Here is a 16,759-nt window from a genome sequence, read left to right on the forward strand (position 1 = left end):
TCATGTAACCAGATCGTGAATGGGAAATAAAAAAGAGAAACTGGAAAGTTTCTCTTTTTTTATAGTTAAGCTTCCAAAACAGGAATAATATGCTCCCATTTGAGCTGCTTCGCATAATCCAGGGCTGTTTTTCCCTTATTTGATTTTATATTTTTATCAGCTCCTGCTGCCAGAATGACTTTTACAGAGGTAAGATTGCCTGCAATAGTTTCCTTATGAAGAAGCGTCAGGCCATTTTCATCAGCGTGAATAATTTCATTAGGATATTCCTGCAGAAATTTCACAAATTCTTCTTCCATATTTTTACTCATAGGATGTTCCACAAGATTTTCAGGTTTTTCCTTTTGGTCATTCACGACGAGTATTTCATTAAAATCTCCAAAATCAAGCTGCCATGCCTCGTCATGCTCTTTTCTTTCATCTTCTGACATATCGGCTCTCATTTTATGGATTGTAAATCCTCCGTAAGTTCTGGGTAAAGGTTCTTCTTCAGGAATAAGAAGTTTGGCCAGGTCTGTGGGAGCTTTTACAGTAGGGGTAATAGCAAAAAGCCAGTCGCTGATCTCATTCAGCGGAACTTCAAAATAATCTCCTGCCTGAATATTAGTGAGTTCATTAGGCTCATTGATCAGGAAACCGCTTACTGTATCACCATCGAATTCAATATCATTGATCCACATATGTTCCACCGTATCTTCTCCTGTTTCCATATCTTCCTCCCTGAATACTGCTTTTACAAAGGCAAGATCGAGACCGGGGATGATTCTCCTGTTTTCCCACGACTGCTCGCGCCAGAAATATTTAAACGTCTCCCGTGCTTTTTCATAGGCTGCAATCATTTTTGGGTCTTTTCCGTCCGTAAAAATAAATGAGTTCTCTTCCATAATAATTTAGTGATTGATAATTAATTACAATTGATAATGATGCCGGGCTTAAAAGTGTTCTGGAACGCTCTTAAGCCCGGCATTTTTTATTTAAATTAAAAATACGAAAAATATAAACACAAGTTTAATTTTTTCAGTAAAATTTTAATGATTTAATGTTCCTGGTCTGCAGTTTTAGGAAGAAGAACTGCTGTTTTGTAATAGCTTATATCTGTTTGGATGTGGCTTTGAAGATCCTTAAAATTAGAATATTCATAATGTTGCCAATCCAGGCCATTTTCAGGATTGGGAGTCCTGTCTATAGCGAGTTCAAGTTTTCCGTCTTCCTGGTAACTGAATTCTATAGCTGCATATTTGTCACCATTTTCATCAAAAGCATACCAACATTTTGTGGTTCTTTCCGGTATTGGCTGCATGGTCTCATTATCGATAATCTGTGAGCAGATAAAATTTTCCGGATCATCGTGATAAAATACAGTTTTTGATATCAGAGGCTTTTCATCCACAGACAGCGAGTACATTTTATTGGTGGCAATAATGAAGTCACCGGCAGATTCTCTTTTTTCAATATCAAAGAAATCAGACTTTTCTTTAAGATAGTCTACAACCTGTTCTTCATCTTCGTCTTGACTCATAAAATAATTGATGCTGTAGATTTCATCTTCTGTGAGAAACTCGATCTCTTTGAGAACCTCAGAATCTTTTTCGTAATAATATAAGTGATAATCGTCCAATTTCTCAGCCTGAGCTTTTGAAATCACTTCTCCAAAAATGTTTTTATATACTTTTTTCATGTTTAGTTGTTTAAATAATATGTTTTATCATGGTATTGTATTGAAAGGCAACGGAGATTAATCATCAAATCCTGTTCCTTTTGTAATGTAAGTTTCCGCGTTTCTTAGATGGTATAATTTTACTTTAGTTAAGAGATTCATCAACGGTTTTTTTATATTTTCTGCGGCATGTTTATTTTCCCTTATCTGAATGAGAAAGTAATATCAACTGATGACCAGAGCAATGTTTATCATGTATTTTGTTTTTTCCTGGTGATAAAAATAGGTTTTCTGCCGGTTTGGCGAACATAGAAGCTGTCGGGAAGCTTAAAATTTGCATCTCTGTATTTGATTTTCATGGGCTAGTTTTTAGTGAGCTCAAATATATTTAAAATCAGAGAATTACGAAATTATATATTGATTTTTTTATTGTCTCTTTTAGATGTATTAATTTCAGACATTTAGATCAGACATAACGAAATGAGTCATCTCATAAATACATCAAAATAATGATTATGAGATGATTGTGAGTTTTAATTAGAAGCTTAGAAAGGGGAGGGGTAATTTTTTTAACAGTTTTTGTTACAGATTTAAAAAGAAATTGGATTTATACATCTTTTATAAAATCTTCATATTCGTAATAAAATCTTTCAAAACCATCCATTTTCTCCCAGAAGAACTCAAAAATTTCCTGCCATGTATTTTTATTGAATATAGAAACACCGTGTTTTTCAACCCAGATCTTGCTGATAACCTTTCCATTATCAAGCGTAAAATATTCGTCTTTTTGAAAATCTCCTATAAAGTCCTTCAGGATATCTTCCAGGGACCAGATCTTTTCATAATAAGCATTTCGAAAAACTTCATCTTTCATTTCTATATCCAGAGACACTTCCACCTTCTTATTATCGGCATTGAATTTAAATGAAAAATCCTTGACTTTGGTATCATACAGGAGCCATTTTCTAGGAAAAGACTTTCCAAAAGCAGTCCAAAACTCCTTTTTTAGTTGCTGTGCTTCTTGTTTACTGAACATATGAACAAAATTAAGGATTAATGACGAAAAGGCAAAAAGCAGCAATCAAATTCTTCATTCCATTTTACCCATAAACTTATCATTTACATTATTCAAACAATTTTCTTATTTTTGCTGTAATGCTTTCAAAAAAATCCCAATATGCTTTTAAAGCGCTTTCATACCTTGTAGAGAAAAGGAATGATGGCCCGGTCCTTATTTCCGAAATTGCGGAACATAAAAAGATCCCTTTGAAGTTTTTAGAAAATATTCTGCTGGAATTAAAAAAAGCGGATATCCTGGACAGTAAAAAAGGAAAAGGAGGTGGTTATTTCCTGCATGAAAATCCTGAAAATGTGAAGCTTGCCAAGATTATAAGACTGGTAAACGGCCCTATTGCCATGCTCCCATGCGTAAGTTTGAACTTTTATGAAAAATGTGATGACTGCAATGAAGACCATTGCGGCCTGCATGATGTGCTGATAGAAGTTCGGGATGCATCACTGAATATTCTGGAGAGTAAAACTTTGATGGATCTGGTCGATTGACCCGGTCCTTTTTTTTGAATAATTAGTCTACTTATTTGGTAGGATAATATTTTTATTAGATATTTGCAATAGCCCAAATGAATCAGTCACAAATAAAAATAGCTCTGAATGGAGGTTCGAATATTTCAAATACAAGATCAGGAGCAGTTCTGATTTATTGATGTAAAGATTCAGGGAAGCTGTAATGATATTGCTATGATAATTTCAAGAAAGATCCAGATAAGACTCAATGTATTTTTTGCTACAGCTGTTATACTGCTGATTATTATTTCATCGATGTATGGATTAGGATATCTGGACGAGTTGCAGAATATTTTAGCGAAAGACCATTATATTTTTTACTGGATGCTGCTTGTTGGCGTATTTGCTGAAATTGTTGCAGGTTCAATGGGGATGGGATACGGAGTGATTTGTACAACGACTCTTTTACTGCTGAATATTCCGCCTCATATTGTAAGCGCCAGCATCCATTCTGCAGAAAGTTTCACTACGGCCGCAGGAAGTTTGAGTCATATTAAACTTAAAAACGTAAGTAAAAGTTTGGTTAAAAGACTGGCAGTTCCGGCAGTTATTGGCGCTATCATCGGAGCGGTAAGCCTGACCTATCTGGGTGAATATTATGCCAAAATTACAAAAACGCTCATTGCTTTTTACACATTATACCTCGGAATTCAGATCCTTTCCAATGCTTTTAAAAAGAAACAGAATAAAGCTATGAAAAGAAAAACGAACCTGACCAGACTTGGTGTGATCGGAGGGTTTATTGATTCTTTTGCCGGAGGAGGCTGGGGACCCCTTGTAACAGGAACGCTGATTAAGAATGCTTTTACACCAAGATTTGCAGTCGGAAGTTCTACGGTAGCTAAATTTATACTTACCATAACGGCGGCTGTCACTTTCTTCTTTACTCTCGGGATCCAGCACTGGAATATTATCCTCGGTCTTCTGATAGGGGGAATTATTACCGCTCCTTTTTCTGCAATGCTTACGGCAAAGCTTCCTGTGAAAAAGATGTTTCTTATTATTGGAATTCTTGTTATTGTCATGAGTTCCATAACTATTTATAAATCAGTTTTTAATTAAAAACCCACTTACTTGTGGAAAAATAAAAGTCTTAAAAAGAGCTTCCGTTTTAAAAATATTCTACTTTTACGTTACTAAATAATAGAAAATGAATTTACATGTAATAGCGCTTTTCAAGTTTAATGAAAACTATCTGATGGATGCCGTAGAGCTTTTTCAAAACCTTGTAAAAGAAACCAGAAAAGAAGAAGGATGTCTTCAGTATGATCTTATAGAGGACAAGGATAACAAAGGGACATTCTTTATGGTTGAACTCTGGGAAAGCGTAGATCACCACAACAGACATAATGGACAGGATCACCTTCTGGACTTCCGTAGAGATGCTTCAAAGATGATGGTAAGCTCAGTGGAAGTGTATAAAGGGTTTAAGATTTATTGAGATTAGGATTTAAAAATTTAAAAATTAAAAGATTTAAAAGATTATTCAAGCTTTTAATTTTCAAAAAATACCACATAAAAGGCAGTTTCAGAATCCTGAAACCGCCTTTTGATTAGAAAAAATAGAAAGTATTAAAATTTTGAGTTATTTTACGATAAGTTTTTTTGTTTCTGTACTGCCTCCGAAATTGATTTTCACTAAATAATTTCCTGCAGTAAGGTGAGATAAATTAAGATCCTGCTTGTAAAAGCCAGCCTGGTTAGTCAGTTCTGCAGTGTATACTTTTTTCCCGGTAAGGTCATAAACCTCAATGTTTCCTTTGTTGTTAGCTTTTTCTTTAACATCAAAAAGAACTGTTACTTTTTTGTCAGCTGTTGTAGGATTTGGATAGATCCCGAAAGAAGCTTTTTTGCTTACCTCCGTTACTCCTAAAGAAGCGGTAATCTTTTTGTACTTGAAATACATATTTCCGGTTTGGGTACCTTCGTTGGAAATAAAATATAACCTGTAATAATCCGAACCTTGCTTTATATAATATACAGCATCAGTATAGGCTCCTGAAGTGGGTTTCCAGGAATGACCGATAGTAGTGATATTGCTTGAAAATGCTGTAGGGATAACGGGATTTGCGGTCTCCTGAATTTCAGGTCTTACTTTTGCTACTGTGATATTCGGGTTTTGAATCACCCCAGCCATTCTGTATTTCATGGTTTGTGGATTTCCTTGCTGATCTACATATGGGTAATCTGTGTAGTATCTCGTAAACATCATATCCCAGTTGGCTTTTGCCGGTTCAAGATTATTCACTTTTTCACCTGTATTGAAAGAGAAATAATTGAAGTAAGCATCATCAGATCCGTTAGCAACAGTTTTTGTCTGTGTAGCGTCCCAGGAAGAGGTAGCTGCATTCCATTTTGCATATTTAAAAGTATAGCCACCAAAATAATCGTCAATCATAAATTTGACAGATGCTCCTGAAGCATATTGCATAATAAAAATTACTTTTCCTTCTATATGATGGTTTAAGGGATTGTATTCTCCCCAACCATAGCTGGCAGAACCTTGCTCAAAAGCACCTTCCTGTATATAATTAGTATTGTCAAGGTTAAATAATGGTGCTCCATAAGAAGCAATACTGTTACTCGTTATGGTATTCCAGTCGGCAGGATTAGAAGAGGCCTGATATACTTTTATATCATATGCGTCATTAACTCTTGTTCCAAAATTAGTTGCAGATGCTCTGTAAAAAGCGACATCCCATGAGTTAGCCGGTTGTGACACTATATTATTAGCACTAAAGTCAAAAAATACACGATTTTGATATCCACTTCCCATCGTCATATTCACCGTTGTGTATCCCAGTGCATCAGTTTGTGCCAGAACTGTATGTTGAACAGAAAGAGCAAATACCGAAGCCAATAATAGTTTTGTTTTCATAACTGATTTTTTTTAAATTCTTATTTAGAATGATTCTACAAAATTATATAATTATTTTTAATGAGTCTAAATAAAAACATGACATTTGTCGTGTTTGCCGGAATTAGATTAAAAATACTGATCAACTTTTAGTAATAAAAGAGCCGGCTGGAAGAATTCCAGCCGGCTTTATAAAGCTTATGTTTAATAAACCTTATTTTTTGATGAACTTAGATTTTACTACTGAACCTTCAGCAGTTTCAACAAGCATATAGTAAACTCCTGTATGAAGTGTGCTGATATCAAATTTCTGTCCTTTCAGTTTTCCTTCAGCTACTTTCTGTCCTCCGGCAGAATAGATTTCAATGTTCTTAGGCTCCGCTTTAAAAATAAATTCTAAAGCAGTATGGTCTGCATTGACAACAAACTTAAAGTTTTCTTTTACTTTAGCAATATCGTTAACTCCTAATGTAGTAGAGGTATTATACACCACATTATCAATTTGGATCGCGACGTGGGCAGCACTTGGAGTAAATTTAAAAACAATGTAAGAACCTGTAGTCGAAGGAATAGTAACACTTATGTTCTGAATTACTCCAACAGTAGTTACATTGATAGGATTTCCTAGACCCACAAAAGTCGACATATCAGTCGTGCTTGTTGCTAATCCTATCTGGATGGTTCCGGGTCCCGGAGACGGAGATACCAATGTAGTGGTGAATGTTAAAGATTTATTTCCTGTTACGTTATCAATCAGAGGCGTAATAAGATAAGAAGGTGTGGTAGCATTGTTACCGGCATAAGACTGGATAAATCTCTGACTGTTGTCCGTATCAAGGGCTGCTACAATCATTCTTGGCGGAGCAGGAGGGAAAGCTCCCGTTATAGGTGCAACTACTGCAGACCAGCCACTTTGCGGGAATGTGGTGGTTCCGATCGTAAAATTATTGAAATTCTCATTAAGTGTCGATACTTGCGCATTCGCTGTAAAAGCCGTAAACATCAATGTCCCTAAAAGTAGTTTTAATTTCATAACATTATTTTTATTTAGAATTGTTCTACAAAAATAAGTATTTATTTTTAACTATTCTAAATAAAGCATTATATTTGCGGAAATTTTTACTCTATGAAGAAGAAAGTGCTTTCCGTTCTATCATTATCCATAGCCTTTTGGATGAACGCACAAGAAAAAGATTCTCTTAAAAATAAAAAAATAGAGGAAGTTGTTATTACAGGACAATATACACAGCAATCCATTAATAAATCAATATATAAAGTTGAAGTTATTGATGCCCAGCAGATCAAGAATATGGCTGCAACCAATGTGGCGGATGTTTTAAATCAGACTCTTAATATTCAGATTACTCCTGACACCCGCTCAGGGAATTCTACCGCTACGATGATGGGACTTAATGGCAATTATGTGAAAATTTTGATTGATAATATTCCCGTAGTAGGAGATACTGGCCTGGGCAGTAATATTGACCTTACAAAGCTTTCTTTGAATAATGTAGAAAGAATAGAGATTGTAAAGGGAAGCATGGGGGTAGAATATGGTAACGGCGCAGTAGCAGGAGTAATTAATATTATTACAAAGAAAACAAATAATAAAAAAATAAGCGTTAGAGCTTCTCTCCAGGAAGAAACAGTAAGAAATAACTATGACCTGAAGAAAAAAGGAAACGGAAGGCACATCCAGAATATTAACCTGGATTATAATATCAGTGACAACTGGTTTGCCAATATCAGTTTCAACCACAACCAGTTTATGGGGTATGAAGGAGAAAGTAAAGGATATAAATATTTTGAAAGAGACAATAAAAGAGGGTATGAATGGAATCCTAAAGATCAATACGACACTTCTGCATTGATCAGATATTCAAAAAATAAAACTTCTTTTTTCTATAAACTTTCTTACCTGTACGAGAAGTTTAATTTCTATAACCCGGAAGTTAGCAGAATTCCTCTAAATGACGGAATGGGTGGGGCACTTTATGAAAGCATGGACAGAGAATATAATACCAAGCGGTGGGCTCACCAGTTTAATATTCAGACCAATATTGGAAATATTCGTTATATAGGAGATTTCTCTTATCAGAACCAGAACAGAAAATACCATGAATATAATTATGATATTCCCAACAGGGAAGTCAGAATCAACAGAGAAGACCAATCTTATTATAAAACAGATGTGATTTATTCACGAGGAATGTTCAGTAATTTTCTTAACAGTAAAACTTTTGACTTTCAACTTGGCTATGAACTGGATTATACCAATGGATATGCAGCCCTGATTGCGGGAGACTTTTTTGGTGAAGCCGTGAAAAGGAAAATTTTTACTTATTCCAACTTTCTTTCTGCGGAATGGAATATTTCAGATAAATTTTCAGTCAGGCCGGGAGCAAGACTTTCAGTCAGTGAAAATTTTGATAACCAGTTTAATTACTCTCTGTCTGCAAGATATAAAACCTCTGAAACCTCCAACCTAAGAATGGTAGCCGGGACTGCCAACCGTTTTCCAACGTACGATGAGCTTTATACATACTTCGTTAATATCAACCATGACGTACAGGGTAATCCTGATTTAAATCCTGAAAAAGGTTTTTCAGCAGGTGCTTTCTGGGATCAGAATTTTACAGCGAAAGATTGGAATATTGCATATAGTGTGAATGCATTATACCTCAATGTACAGGATAGAATAGAAATGGTACTGATAAAAGACCCTTCTACTTACAAATATATGAATATGGACAAATACAGGAATATGTTGTTGTCCGCAAATATTGACTTTAGAAAAGATCAGCTTGCGTTTTCCCTTAGAGGTTCTGTAAGCGGTACTTCTGTCAATCTGAACAGCCTGAATCATACATCACCTACAGATTATCAATATCTTGTGCAGGCCGGAGCATCAGCAACCTATAAGTTGAAAAATGTCAATACAGGCTTTGCCTTATATTATAAATACACAGGCCCGGGAAGAAATTATGTATTGGAAAGTGAAGCTGCCGGTTTCAGGATTGGAAAAGTGGATGATTTCCACATGATGGACTTTATCGTGAGTCAGCCATTCTGGAAAGATCACATGGAACTTTCTGTGGGAGTGAAGAATATATTTGATGTAACTACTTTAAATACTACAGCAAATCCGGGAACTGCCCACAACGGAGCTGCAGACCGTCTTAATTTATTTTACGGAAGAAGTTATTTTGCAAGATTAATCTATCAATTTTAAAAAAGCTGCTATTATGAAGTACCTAAAAATATTTACTCTTTTTTCAATCATTACTTTACAATCATGTATTTCTGCTGACGAAGATTCCGTTCCTGCGCCACCAATAACTGGATCTGTTGCAGATGTTGCGATAGGAGGTGCTAGTGAGCCCAATCAGGTTTGGATTGATTTAAGTGATGTAAATCCCCAAACAAAAAAAGTCAATCAGATCATCAATAACAGAACAAATTGGGATCTTGGATTTTATACCGGAGACGGATTTCATGTTGTGATTAACGGATCTATTGCCATGACTGTGGCGAAAATTCCAAATGCGACCGATATCAAATCGGTAACAGAAGCTGATGTAGCAACTCTTAAAAGTACGGCTATGGTAGGAACATTTAATCCAGCCAACCTGCAGTATATAGATAATCCCAATGGCAATTTTCTTACCCAGACTTCAGGAATAGAACCTATTAAAGAGAATGATGCCGAAAACCCGGTTTATCTGCTAAATCTGGGAAGAGATGTTCCGTCTGCTGACAATGTGGGGCCGGGATCCGTCAATCTTTCAGGAACCGCAAGAGGGTGGAAGAAAATTCAGATCTTCCGCGCACTTAATGGATATAAAATACGCTATGCCAACATAGATGACAAAGAATATAAGGAGTATTTAATTACAAAAGACACAGACTACAATTTCACTTTTTTTAGCTTTAATACAGGTACACCGGTAAAGATCCAGCCTAAAAAGAAAGATTGGGATCTGGGCTTCACCACTTTTACCAATGAAGTGGTAGATCCTTCTACCGGAGTAAGTGCAGGAAGCTACTTTTTTGCAGATTTTATCGTCACCAATACGCTTAATGGGGTAGGCGTATATCAGGTAACTCCCACAGGAAACCTTGATAAGGCTTATAATTCGTTTAATCTAAATGACATAGATCAGACTAAATTTATTTTTAATGACCAGAGAGCTCTTGGTGATAAATGGAGAACCACGACCGGAACAACGGATAACCCATTGGCCCATGTATATGCCAACAGGTTCTTTGTTCTGAAGGATGCTGAAGGATTTTACTTTAAACTAAGATTCAACACCATGAAAGATAAAGATGGCCATCGAGGCAACACTAATTTTGAATTTGAACCTTTATAATAAATCAAATAATAGTATATCATGAAAAAAATCATTCTTGCAGCTTCCATTCTGATGGCCGTATATTCTTGCAAAAAAGAAGAAGGCGCTAAAAAAGAAAATACAACAGAAACATCTTCTGAAGCTCCAAAAAGCAATAACAAGATCGTTACGCTAAGTGGAGGAGTTACGGAAATCGTAAGTGCGTTGGGTCACGAAAAAGAGATCGTGGGAACAGACGTTACCAGTACTTATCCGGCCACATTAAAAGCTACAGCTAAGGACCTGGGACACGTAAGATCAATGACCATTGAGCCAATCATGGCGGTAAATCCTACCTTAATCTTGGCTTCAGAAAAAGATATCAACCCTGAATTGCTGACCAAGATCAAATCTTCGGGTATTCAGGCTGAGGTTTTCAAACAGGAATTTACGGTAGACGGAACTAAAAAACTGATCGCCGACGTAGCAAAAGCTATTGGAAACACAGATTATCAGAGATTAAACGACAAAATTGATGCTGATTTAAAACAAATTCAGCCCATCGCTAAAAAACCAAAAGTATTGTTCATCTATGCCAGAGGAAACATGCTCATGGTTTCAGGTAAAAATACACCAATGGCAGCACTGATAGGTCTCGCAGGGGGAGAAAATGCTGTAAATGATTTTGAAGATTTCAAGCCTTTAACACCTGAAGCCGTTGTAAAAGCTAATCCGGATATTTTATTCTTATTTGAAACAGGCCTTCAGGGAGCCGGAGGAAATGAAGGAGCTCTTAAAATGCCTGGTGTAGTGCAGACCAACGCAGGTAAAAATAAAAAGATCATCGCAATGGATGGAGGATTGGTTTCAGGTTTCGGACCTAGACTAGGAGAAGCAGCAGTAGCATTAAACAAACTTTTAATTGAGAACACAAAGTAAACTATACTTTTATCTGACTATAGGTGCCGTACTGCTTGCCATTATAGCAGTACTGGCACTTAATACAGGAGTCTATGATTTTGGAGGAACGTCACCCTTCAAGGTTTTATGGCTGTATATAAAAAGTGACCCAAGCTTATCTTTAAGCGATAAATATGTGATCTGGGATGTAAGAGCTTCAAGAATTATCATGGCGATTTTGATAGGAAGCATGCTTGCCGTTTCGGGAACCAGTCTGCAGGGATTATTTAAAAACCCCTTAGCGACGGGTGAAGCGATAGGCTTAACGTCCGGAGCTACATTACTTGCGGCAATTGCCATTATTTTAGGAGGACATTTCAAGCATTATCTTCCTGAAGTGGTACAGTTTTCACTCGTGGGTATTTCAGCTTTTTTAGGAGCCTTGTTAGCTATGATGCTCGTTTACAGGATTTCTACAAGTGCAGGAAAAACCAATGTTGTCATGATGCTTTTAAGCGGTGTGGCGATTACGTCCATCGGTTTTTCCATTACAGGATTTCTTATTTATATCTCAAAAGATGAACAGTTGAGAGATCTTACCTTCTGGAATATGGGAAGCCTTGCCGCAGCAACCTGGACAAAAAATATCGTTTTGGCAGTTGTTCTGATCATTTCCTATACCGTTTTACTGCCAAAAGGAAAAGCACTCAACGCAATGATGCTAGGCGAAAGAGATGCCCAGCACTTGGGAATCAATGTGGAAAAACTGAAGAAGCAGATTGTCATCATCACATCCTTAATGGTGGGAACCTGTGTTGCATTTTCAGGAACCATAGGTTTTGTAGGGCTTATTGTACCCTATATTTTAAGACTTTTATTTAAATCAAATTATGTCTTTATTTTACCATTGTCAGCCGTTTTAGGAAGTGTTTTACTTCTGATAGCCGATACATTCAGCAGAAGCATTGTGGCACCATCAGAATTGCCTATTGGTATTTTAACTTCATTAATTGGAGGCCCTATTTTTATCGCTATTTTAATTAAATTTAAAAAATCACTCTAATGATAAAAGCACATCAGATCAATTATCTTCACAAGGATTTTCACATTCTTGAAGGCGTTGATGTCTCTTTAGGTTATGGAGAGTTTTTAGCGATTGTCGGGCCAAACGGAGCCGGAAAATCAAGCCTTCTCAGTGTTTTGGCGAATGAAATAAAGCAGGAAAAACAGAAAATTTTATTTAAAGACAAATCCATTGAAGACTGGGAAGTGAAAGAATTATCTAAGCATAAATCTAAATTTTCACAGCACAATTCCAACGAGATTCCCCTGGAGGTAAAAGATGTGGTTATGATGGGGCGTTATCCCTACTTCGATTCCCAGCCGCACAAAGAAGACCTTGAAGCCATGAATAAACTGATGTACGAAACAGATGTTTATCATTTAAAAGACAGGGAATACAACACCCTTTCCGGAGGAGAAAAACAACGTGTTCACCTTTCAAGAGTAATGGCTCAGCTGGAAAACGAGATTGCCCACAAACTGGTTTTTCTCGATGAACCACTGAATAATTTAGATATAAAACATCAGTATAAAGCTTTGGAGATTATTAAAAAATTCACCAAAAAAGTAAATAGCGCCATTGTTGTTTTGCACGATCTGAATCTTGCAGCCCAGTTTGCAGACAAAATTTTATTAATGAAATCAGGAAAGGTTTCCGCATACGGAACGCCGGAGGAAGTATTTACAGCCGAAACAATAAGCCAGGCTTACAACTTCCCATGCACCATCTGCGGACACCCAATTACCAATAACCCAATGATCATTTTTGGATAACCATGGAAAAAGATGAATTAAAAATCCTTGCCTGCCATCTCGCCCATCCACAGGGAGAAAAAGGAATAGAGATCGGTGAGATGATGAATGCGACCAATATCAGCATGACATTAGAAAGTGTTAAAACACTCCTAATAGAAGATGAAGAACACGTCCTTGAAATAGGACATGGAAATGCAGGGCATCTGAAGAATCTTTTAAGCAGAGCCCAGAACCTGAAATATACAGGAGTAGATATTTCCGAAACCATGTACAATGAAGCCCAAAAGCTGAACAAAGACTTTGAAAACCAGGCGGATTTTGTATTGTATGAAGGAAAAAAACTTCCTTTTGAGGATAAAACCTTTGACAAAATATTCACGGTCAATACCGTCTATTTCTGGGAAAACCCGGTTGAATTTCTCAATGAGATCTACAGAGTTCTGAAGAATGAGGGAACGTTTGTCATGGCCTTCGGACAGAGAAAATTCATGGAAACGCTGCCCTTCACAGCGTATGATTTTAACCTCTACAGCAACTCCGAAATGGAAGAGCTGATTTCTCAAAGCTATTTCAAAAGAATGAAAATTTCTGAAAAAGAAGAAGATATACAAAGCAAATCCGGAAACGAAACCATCCATAGAATTTATACAATTTTAACCATAAAAAAATAAAATAATGAGCACGTTAGTAAATGATTTAAAGGAAAAATGGGAAGCTCTGAAAGCAGAAAATCCACATATCAGAATAAGAAATGCTGCAGCACAGCTAGAAGTAAGCGAAGCTGAATTACTGGCAACAAGCATAGGAGAAGGAGTAACTGCTCTGAACCCGGAATTTCCTGCTATCCTTACCGAAGCTGAAAAGTTAGGAAAAGTAATGGCGCTTACCCGTAATGACGAATGTGTACACGAAAGAAAAGGAATTTACCAGAACGGTGATTTCAGCAGCCCCCATGCACAGCTTTTCGTAGGAGAAGATATTGACCTTAGAATATTCCTTAACCATTGGAAATTTGCTTTTGCAGTAGTGGAAGGAGACAAGAAAAGTCTTCAGTTCTTCGGGAAAGACGGTCTTGCCCTTCATAAGATTTACCTTACAAAAGACAGTAATGAAGCAGCTTTCGATGCTATTGTAGAACAATTCAAAGAAGAAGATCAGAACCAGGCGTTTGCCGCTGAACCAGTAGCTCCAAAAGCTCCTGAAAAAGCAGATTCTGAAATTGATGCGGAAGGATTCAAAAAAGCCTGGACTGAATTAAAAGATACCCATGATTTCTTTATGATGACCAGAAAATTCGGGGTAAGCAGAACACAGGCTTTAAGACTCGCGCCGGAAGGATTTGCTAAAAAGATTGACAATGCTAAAGTGGTGAATGTTTTGGAAGATGCTTCAGAAAAAGGCCTTCCTATCATGATATTCGTTGGAAACAGAGGAATTATCCAGATCCACACCGGAAACATAAAGAAAACACTGTGGCACCAGCAGTGGTTCAATGTAATGGATCCGGATTTCAATCTACATCTGGATGTTACGAAAATCGCTGAAGCATGGATCGTGAAAAAACCTACTGAAGACGGAGAAGTTACGGCTATTGAAGTATTCAACAAAGAAGGAGATTTCATCGTGCAGTTCTTTGGAAAAAGAAAGCCCGGAATCCCTGAACTTCAAGAGTGGAAAGATCTTGTTGCAGAATTAGAGCAATAATAATTAGATGATTTTTATTAGGCCGTTTTGTTTTTTTAAATTCAAGACGGTCTTTTTTTATGAAATCATTAATTTTAAATCATAAAGCACACATCTAATCTTCTTTAGCAGTAATTTATTAAACTTAAAAACTAAAGCGCTAAAACTCTTTTGTGACTTTGTGGTTTAAAAATAAACGTCCAAATTTGTAATATCTCTGTAAAAACATTGGTATAATTTGTATTTAAATAAAATAATAATGAAAAATATTTTCATAGCCATTTTGCTGGCAGGTTTCTGTTCGTTGAGCGCACAGGATTTTAAAGCGTACCAGTTTTATGACAAAAAAGGAAAAGAAGTAAAAACAGAAAGGCTGATTAAAGAATTGGCTGAATATGATATAGTTTTCTTTGGAGAAAATCATAACAGCTCCATTAATCACTGGCTTCAGCTGAAAGTGACGGAAGGTCTGTTTCAAAAGAAAAACGGACATATCATCCTGGGTGCAGAAATGTTTGAAAGAGATAACCAGGCTCAGCTGAACCAATATCTGGAAGGAAAATTTGATGCTAAAACATTGAAGGATTCTGCCCGTTTATGGAACAACTATGCGACAGATTACAAGCCATTGGTAGATTTTGCCAAAGCTAAAAAACTGAATTTCATTGCCACCAATATTCCAAGGAAATATGCTTCCCACACAGCAAAAGAAGGCCTGGAATCTCTGAATGCATTAAGCGAAAAAGAGAAAACGTATATTGCTCAGCTTCCTATTAAAGTTACACTGGATACTCCGGGTTATCAGGAAATGAAAGCAATGATGGGTGATCATGCTGAAGGGACAAAAGTGATGAACTTTTATTTCTGCACAGGCAACAAAAGATGCTACCATGGCTGAATCTATCCTGAAAAGCATGCAGGCCGGAAAAACGTTTATTCACTATAACGGAAACTATCACAGCAAAGAATTTGGCGGAATTTACTGGTACATCAAACAGAAAAATCCAAACCTTAAAATGGCCGTGATTTCTGTTTTTGAATCTGAAGATCCTGAACTGAAAGTGCCTGCAAAAGATTACATCCCGACGGATTTCAACCTGATCATTCCGGCGGATATGACGAAAACATTTTAAAAATCAATAGAAACGGGCTTTAGCCCGTTTATTTTATGTAAATCTTCAAATAGGCTTTAGCCCAATTACCTATTTGAAATACAATCTCTATCTTTATACTACAAATAATAAAAATGAAAAAAATATCTTTTCTGTTCATCTTTTTTATAGGGTTCATCAATGCCCAGAAACTGACATCAAACGAAATTTCAATTATTAATGAAGGCAATGTCAGCACGGCATTACCCATTTATCAGACAACAGACTCTCATCAGCATACAACTTTATTAAGCCTTTCTACAGAAATTGATCCGGTTGATCCCAATACTGTAACTTTGGTGAAAAGAATGAAAGAATCTCTTCTTTCAACAGACGGTGGAGTAGGCATTGCAGCACCACAGGTCGGAATCAACAGAAAAGTAATATGGGTTCAGCGTTTTGATAAAGAGGGAAATCCCCTGGAATATTTTATTAATCCTGTGATTGTCTGGAAATCTGAACTACAGAATCTCGGTCCTGAAGGTGATCTTTCCATTCCCGAATTCAGGGACCAGTTTTACAGAAGCAAAGTGATCCAGTTAGAATATGTTGATTTGAAAGGGCAGAAATATTCGGAGATTGTGGAAGGATTTACAGCAGTTATTTTTCAACATGAGATTGACCATCTTTTTGGAATCCTCATTTCAGATAAAAAAGAGAAGGAGAAAAATGATTCTTATAAAAAAGTGGATGCTTTTAAAAGGAGTGATTCAACAACGAGATAATGTTTTTTAGGTGAATTCATTCTTTTCCTGCATTTTACATATCCTGTTTT

18 protein-coding genes are annotated in these 16,759 nt (G+C 36.5%); 13 read left to right on the forward strand and 5 right to left on the reverse strand.

Translation table 11 applies throughout. The features are described 5' to 3' along the window. Positions 1-65: 65 nt before the first annotated feature. The 3 genes from QF044_RS03610 to QF044_RS03620 all read right to left on the reverse strand — a co-directional run bounded on the left by QF044_RS03610 (position 66) and on the right by QF044_RS03620 (position 2,693). On the reverse strand, positions 66-884 hold the full coding sequence (locus QF044_RS03610) for a DUF2314 domain-containing protein (RefSeq protein ID WP_307263754.1): 819 nt from the start codon (positions 882-884) through the stop codon (positions 66-68). A 152-nt stretch (positions 885-1,036) separates the two neighbouring features. Beyond that, positions 1,037-1,678 carry a hypothetical protein gene (locus QF044_RS03615; protein ID WP_307263757.1) on the reverse strand — a complete coding sequence of 214 codons (642 nt, stop codon included), beginning with the start codon at positions 1,676-1,678 and terminating at the stop codon, positions 1,037-1,039. A 586-nt stretch (positions 1,679-2,264) separates the two neighbouring features. Further along, on the reverse strand, positions 2,265-2,693 hold the full coding sequence (locus tag QF044_RS03620) for a DUF4268 domain-containing protein (RefSeq protein ID WP_307263760.1): 429 nt from the start codon (positions 2,691-2,693) through the stop codon (positions 2,265-2,267). A gap of 119 nt (positions 2,694-2,812) precedes the next feature. On the opposite strand from QF044_RS03620, the gene QF044_RS03625 reads away from it, so the two are divergent. The 3 genes from QF044_RS03625 (at position 2,813) to QF044_RS03635 (ending at position 4,682) form a co-directional block, all read left to right on the forward strand. After that, a complete protein-coding gene (locus tag QF044_RS03625; protein ID WP_307263763.1) occupies positions 2,813-3,220 on the forward strand; it encodes an Rrf2 family transcriptional regulator in 408 nt (135 codons plus the stop codon). A 195-nt stretch (positions 3,221-3,415) separates the two neighbouring features. Beyond that, positions 3,416-4,303 (forward strand): sulfite exporter TauE/SafE family protein, encoded by an 888-nt coding sequence (locus QF044_RS03630; protein WP_307263766.1) that lies wholly within the window; start codon positions 3,416-3,418, stop codon positions 4,301-4,303. Positions 4,304-4,391: 88 nt separating this feature from the next. After that, entirely contained in the window at positions 4,392-4,682 is a 291-nt protein-coding gene (locus tag QF044_RS03635) for a putative quinol monooxygenase (protein ID WP_307263769.1), read from the forward strand. A gap of 144 nt (positions 4,683-4,826) precedes the next feature. On the opposite strand, the gene QF044_RS03640 is transcribed toward QF044_RS03635, so the two are convergent. Together QF044_RS03640 and QF044_RS03645 are read right to left on the reverse strand one after the other, a co-directional pair. After that, positions 4,827-6,119 carry a T9SS type A sorting domain-containing protein gene (locus tag QF044_RS03640; protein ID WP_307263772.1) on the reverse strand — a complete coding sequence of 431 codons (1,293 nt, stop codon included), beginning with the start codon at positions 6,117-6,119 and terminating at the stop codon, positions 4,827-4,829. A 193-nt stretch (positions 6,120-6,312) separates the two neighbouring features. Next, entirely contained in the window at positions 6,313-7,131 is an 819-nt protein-coding gene (locus QF044_RS03645; RefSeq protein WP_307263773.1) for a T9SS-dependent choice-of-anchor J family protein, read from the reverse strand. A 93-nt stretch (positions 7,132-7,224) separates the two neighbouring features. On the opposite strand from QF044_RS03645, the gene QF044_RS03650 reads away from it, so the two are divergent. From QF044_RS03650 to QF044_RS03695, 10 genes are all read left to right on the forward strand, one after another. Then, positions 7,225-9,330 carry a TonB-dependent siderophore receptor gene (locus QF044_RS03650; protein WP_307263775.1) on the forward strand — a complete coding sequence of 702 codons (2,106 nt, stop codon included), beginning with the start codon at positions 7,225-7,227 and terminating at the stop codon, positions 9,328-9,330. 13 nt (positions 9,331-9,343) lie between these two features. Beyond that, positions 9,344-10,471 carry an HmuY family protein gene (locus QF044_RS03655; RefSeq protein WP_307263777.1) on the forward strand — a complete coding sequence of 376 codons (1,128 nt, stop codon included), beginning with the start codon at positions 9,344-9,346 and terminating at the stop codon, positions 10,469-10,471. 21 nt (positions 10,472-10,492) lie between these two features. Next, complete coding sequence (locus QF044_RS03660; RefSeq protein WP_307263780.1) at positions 10,493-11,371, forward strand: hemin ABC transporter substrate-binding protein; 879 nt, start codon at positions 10,493-10,495, stop codon at positions 11,369-11,371. Next, positions 11,355-12,395, forward strand: a complete 1,041-nt coding sequence (locus QF044_RS03665; protein WP_307263782.1) for an iron ABC transporter permease — start codon at positions 11,355-11,357, stop codon at positions 12,393-12,395. The genes QF044_RS03660 and QF044_RS03665 overlap by 17 nt, the downstream gene beginning before the upstream one ends. Then, positions 12,395-13,168 carry a heme ABC transporter ATP-binding protein gene (locus tag QF044_RS03670; RefSeq protein ID WP_307263784.1) on the forward strand — a complete coding sequence of 258 codons (774 nt, stop codon included), beginning with the start codon at positions 12,395-12,397 and terminating at the stop codon, positions 13,166-13,168. Before QF044_RS03665 ends, QF044_RS03670 begins: the two co-directional genes overlap by 1 nt. A gap of 2 nt (positions 13,169-13,170) precedes the next feature. Then, positions 13,171-13,821 carry a class I SAM-dependent methyltransferase gene (locus QF044_RS03675; protein WP_307263786.1) on the forward strand — a complete coding sequence of 217 codons (651 nt, stop codon included), beginning with the start codon at positions 13,171-13,173 and terminating at the stop codon, positions 13,819-13,821. 4 nt (positions 13,822-13,825) lie between these two features. Continuing rightward, complete coding sequence (locus tag QF044_RS03680) at positions 13,826-14,854, forward strand: hemin-degrading factor (RefSeq protein ID WP_307263788.1); 1,029 nt, start codon at positions 13,826-13,828, stop codon at positions 14,852-14,854. A gap of 238 nt (positions 14,855-15,092) precedes the next feature. Then, the gene (locus tag QF044_RS03685) at positions 15,093-15,731 is read left to right on the forward strand and encodes a ChaN family lipoprotein (protein ID WP_307263790.1); all 639 of its coding nucleotides are present in this window, start codon (positions 15,093-15,095) and stop codon (positions 15,729-15,731) included. Then, positions 15,724-15,966: a hypothetical protein gene (locus tag QF044_RS03690; RefSeq protein WP_307263793.1), complete on the forward strand. Its 243-nt coding sequence runs from the start codon at positions 15,724-15,726 to the stop codon at positions 15,964-15,966. Before QF044_RS03685 ends, QF044_RS03690 begins: the two co-directional genes overlap by 8 nt. A gap of 113 nt (positions 15,967-16,079) precedes the next feature. Next, positions 16,080-16,709 carry a peptide deformylase gene (locus QF044_RS03695; RefSeq protein ID WP_307263796.1) on the forward strand — a complete coding sequence of 210 codons (630 nt, stop codon included), beginning with the start codon at positions 16,080-16,082 and terminating at the stop codon, positions 16,707-16,709. Positions 16,710-16,759: the final 50 nt, after the last annotated feature.

This window comes from Chryseobacterium sp. W4I1, from assembly GCF_030816115.1.
Classification (GTDB): domain Bacteria; phylum Bacteroidota; class Bacteroidia; order Flavobacteriales; family Weeksellaceae; genus Chryseobacterium.